General features: G+C 69.4%; 4 protein-coding genes and 1 pseudogene. 4 read left to right on the top strand and 1 reads right to left on the bottom strand.

Features of this window, described 5'->3' with window-relative positions; translation table 11 throughout:
* A pseudogene (locus ACESL8_RS00675) lies at window positions 1-507 on the top strand (hypothetical protein); the annotation flags it as partial.
* Here ACESL8_RS00675 and ACESL8_RS00670 read toward each other — a convergent pair.
* Window positions 501-1,400, bottom strand: coding sequence for a P1 family peptidase (locus ACESL8_RS00670; RefSeq protein ID WP_372914857.1), 900 nt, complete (start codon window positions 1,398-1,400; stop codon window positions 501-503). The pseudogene ACESL8_RS00675 and the gene ACESL8_RS00670 sit on opposite strands and share 7 nt — an antisense overlap.
* Before the next feature lie 98 nt (window positions 1,401-1,498).
* Between ACESL8_RS00670 and ACESL8_RS00665 the strand changes: the two genes are divergently transcribed.
* From ACESL8_RS00665 to ACESL8_RS00655, 3 genes are all read left to right on the top strand, one after another.
* Window positions 1,499-2,599, top strand: a complete 1,101-nt coding sequence (locus ACESL8_RS00665) for a type III polyketide synthase (RefSeq protein WP_372914855.1) — start codon at window positions 1,499-1,501, stop codon at window positions 2,597-2,599.
* Window positions 2,596-3,318, top strand: coding sequence for a methyltransferase domain-containing protein (locus tag ACESL8_RS00660; protein ID WP_372914853.1), 723 nt, complete (start codon window positions 2,596-2,598; stop codon window positions 3,316-3,318). The genes ACESL8_RS00665 and ACESL8_RS00660 overlap by 4 nt, the downstream gene beginning before the upstream one ends.
* A partial coding sequence (locus ACESL8_RS00655; RefSeq protein WP_372914850.1) for an NAD(P)/FAD-dependent oxidoreductase occupies window positions 3,306-3,913 on the top strand: 608 nt, incomplete at its 3' end. The genes ACESL8_RS00660 and ACESL8_RS00655, both read left to right, overlap by 13 nt.

Genomic DNA, 3,913 nt, shown 5'->3' with positions numbered 1-3,913 from the left:
GGCACTGATTGGCCCAGCCTGAGCCCGCGCCCCGGGGAGATTTCGCCGATGGTGCCGCGCAACGTGGGAGGGAATTTGTTGGGGGCGGGGCGCTGCCCTCGCGGTGACGGTGCCGAATGCGCGCCGCCGGCCGCCGCCGCGGCACCCGATATGCCGCCGCCCATCCCGCCGCCCCCGATCTTGCCGCCAACGCTGGGCGCGGCCCAAACCGAATTGGCGGCGATCGAGGCGCTGGTGGCAAAGGTGGAATTGGCCGCAGGCCCTGCTCGCGCTGCCCGTGATGCAGCGCGCGCCCGGGCTGCCGGCGCCGGCGCGGAAACAACATCGGCGCTTGGGCTTGAAGCCGCCGAATCGGTGCTGTCCGCCGCGCTGGCGCCATTGGCCGCAGCCGATTACCGCCGCGAAGCGCTGGCCGAAGCCCTGCGGGAAGCGCCCGCCGCTACCGCCGCGCTGGCACCGCGCCTGGCCGCCCTCGCCAACCGCATCGCACTTCTGGACAATCAGTAAAGGCCGACCGCGCGGCGCACGGCGGCTGCCACCAGATCGGCGGCGACAGTGCCGATCCAGGTCAATTGCACATCGTCCACAGGCACCAGGCCGGGCGCGGCGGTGGAAAAGGCAAACAGGCAATCGCCGTCGAACGGCGTGTGGACGGGGCGAACCGCGCGTGTCAGCCCGCCCTGCGCCATCATTGCCACCCGCAGCGCCTGGGCGCGGGTGAGCGGCGCGTTGGTGGCCACCGCGCCGATGATGGTGTTTTCCCGCCCGAAACGGCGATGGCGGCCGAGCTTGGGCATTTCCACCGGGCCATCGCCGGGCGGCGCATCGGCATAAACCTCGCCAAAGCTGTTGGCGGCGATCAAGGCGCCGACCACGTGGCCATCGCCCAGCATCCGCGCCAGGCTGCCGATGCCGCCCGCCCGGCTGCCAGCGCGGGCGCCGTGCGCCGCACCGATTGCGCCGTGGCCATCGCTGCCCGGCTGCCCGGCAGCGGCAAACGCCTCCCGCGTCAGCCGGCGATACGGCGGGTCCATCGCCCACGCCTTGTCGCCGCCGTTGGTAAGATCGAACAATATCGCCGCCGGCACCACTGGCACGCACGGCAGGCCATCCCCCATCGGCAGGCCGCGCCCCGCCGCCGACAGCAGCAGCGCCAGTTCATCGCCGGCCGCCAGCCCGAACACCGATCCGCCCGCCAGCGCCAGCCCGTGCGCGCGTTCCACCAGATTGATCGGGTTCAGCGCATCGGTTTCACGGGTGCCGGGGCCGCCGCCGCGCACGTCCACCGCCATTACGGCCGGTTGATGCGGGATGATGAGCGTGACACCGGTGCGCGCCGCCGTGCAGTGCGCATGGCCCACGCTGATGCCGGGAACCGCACTGATGCCTGATGTGTTCATGGCGCATCCATCGGCCGCAGCCCATCCCGTTGCAAGCCCGTTGCAAGCCTCTGCCAACCGGCGCACTGTCACATTGCAAATCAAAAGGAAATTTCGCGATGCCCGCCTCTGCAGTCGCGCACATCAATCGCATCGGCACCGCGCTGCCGCCCAACGACGTGCACGAAGCGTTCGTCGATTTCGTTGGCGGCCTGATCAAGGAACGCCGTGACCAGCTGATCTTCAAGCGGCTTGTGGGCCGCAGCGCCATCGATCACCGCTGGAGCTTTTTCACCCCGGTAAAAGACCCGGATGGTTTTACCGCCGATGCCGAAGGCTTTTACCGCCCCGGTGCCTTTCCATCGACGGCGCGCCGCATGGAACGCTTTGCCGCCACCGCGCCCGGCCTCGCGCAGGAGGCTATCGCCGGGCTGGGCCTGACGGGCGAGGAACTGAGAGCGATCACCCATCTGGTGGTGGCCAGCTGCACCGGGATGACCGCGCCGGGCATCGATCAGATACTGGTGCAGCGTTTGGGCCTGAACCCGGGGGTGGAGCGTACGCACGTTGGCTTCATGGGCTGTTATGCTGCGGTCAATTCGCTGCGGTTGGCGCATCATTTCGTCCGCTCCGACCCGGCAGCGCGGGTGCTGGTGGTGAACCTCGAACTGTGCAGCCTGCATTTTCAGGAAACCGGCCAGCTTGAATCGCTGCTGGCCATGCTGCTGTTCGGCGATGGCTGTTCGGCGGCATTGGTCACGGCAGACGCGCACGGCATCGCGCTCACCGATTTCCGCGCCGCCACCATCGCCGATTCCGCCGACGCCATCACCTGGGGCGTGGGCGATCAGGGCTTTGACATGGTGCTGTCGGGCCGGGTGCCGGCGATCCTGCAACAGGCGTTGGCCGGGCCGGCGGGCGCCGATCTGCTGCACGGCCGCAGCCCCGACGACTACGGCGTGTGGGCTGTCCACGGCGGCGGCCGCGCCATCTTGGATGCGGTGGAAAACGGGCTTGGCTTGGGGCAGGGCGCGCTCAACTGGTCCCGCGATGTGCTGCGCGAATGCGGCAACATGAGCAGCGCCACCATCATGTTTGTGCTGCAACGCATCATGGCCGGTATCGGCACCAGCGTGCCACGCGGTGTGCCGGGCTTTGCCGTGGCGTTCGGGCCGGGCCTGGCGGCGGAAAGCTTCCGCTTTGAAACGGTGGGTGGATGAACGCAGTCCCCGCCGATTGGCCGCACGCCCGCCTTGATTTCAGCGCGCGTGCCGATCTGCCGGAGATCATGGACGATGCATCGCTCGACGAAGCCACCTATGCCGCCGTGATTGCTGATCTGGCGCGCGTCAACACGCTCACGCTGGCCCGCGCGCCCACACTGGCGTGGTTGGGGGGGCACGCGCCCACGCGCGCCTCGTTCAGCCTGCTCGATGTCGGTTTTGGCCACGGCGACATGCTGCGCGCGATCGCTCGCTGGACGCGCGGCAAGGGCCTGCGCGCCGAACTGACCGGCATCGATCTCAACCCGCGTTCCGCCCCGGTCGCTGCCGCCGCCACCGATCCGGGCATGAACATCCGCTTCCTCACCGGCCGCGCCGAAACGCTCGATCCGCCGCCGGATTTCATCATCTCTTCGCTGGTCGCGCACCACATGCACGACGATGAACTGGTGGCCTTCATCCAGTGGATGGACGCTACGGCGCGCGTTGGTTGGTTGATCAACGATCTGCACCGGCATTGGCTGGCGTGGGCGGGCTTTCGCCTGCTTGCCGTGGTTTTCCGCTGGCATCCGATCGTGGCGCACGACGGCGCATTGTCGGTTCGCCGCGCCTTCACCCGCACCGATTGGCAGGCGCTGCTGGCCCGCGCCGGAGTGCAGGCCGACCTGCGCTGGCACGTCCCTTTCCGCTGGACGGTTGCGTCATGCGCCAAATAACTCCGGCGCTGATTATCGGCGGCGGGCTAGCCGGCACGGCGGCGGGCATCGATCTGGCGCGCACCGGCTGCCGCCCGCTGCTGCTCGAACGCGAAGCTGGCGCCCACGACAAGATCTGCGGCGAATTCCTCAGCGGTGAAGCCGTGGCGGCACTGGCCGGGCTGGGCGTGGATGCACGCAGCCTGGGCGCGGTGCCGATCACCCGCGTCGAAATCAATGCCGGCCACCGCCAGGCCGCCGCCCGCCTGCCGTTCCCGGCGCTCAGCCTGTCACGGCGGGTGCTGGATGCGGCAATGCTGGAACGCGCCGCCGCCGTGGGCGTGGAAGTGCAGCGCGGGGTGAGCGTGCGCACGCTGTCTGATGGGGCAGCGCAAACCACCGCCGGCGACATCGCTGCGCCCGCCCTGCTGCTCGCCACCGGCAAGCATGATGTGCGCGGGCTGCCGCGCCCGGACGGGCCGGACGAAATCGGCTTCAAGATGTATTTCCGCGACGCCGCGCTGTCCCGCCGCCTTGCCGGCACGGTGGCGGTGACGTTCTTCGATGGCGGCTATGCTGGCCTGCAACCGGTGGAGGGCGGGCGGCGCAACCTGTG

The sequence above is a fragment of the Sandarakinorhabdus sp. genome, from assembly GCF_041689835.1.
Taxonomy (GTDB): domain Bacteria; phylum Pseudomonadota; class Alphaproteobacteria; order Sphingomonadales; family Sphingomonadaceae; genus Sandarakinorhabdus.
This window is presented reverse-complemented; position numbering and strand designations above follow the sequence as displayed.

Bases quoted from the DNA above. Each gene is read 5' to 3' on its own strand.
- ACESL8_RS00660 (WP_372914853.1), top strand. From the start codon at position 2,596: ATGAACGCAGTCCCCGCCGATTGGCCGCACGCCCGCCTTGATTTCAGC.
- ACESL8_RS00665 (WP_372914855.1), top strand. From the start codon at position 1,499: ATGCCCGCCTCTGCAGTCGCGCACATCAATCGCATCGGCACCGCGCTG.
- ACESL8_RS00670 (WP_372914857.1), bottom strand. From the start codon at position 1,400: ATGAACACATCAGGCATCAGTGCGGTTCCCGGCATCAGCGTGGGCCAT.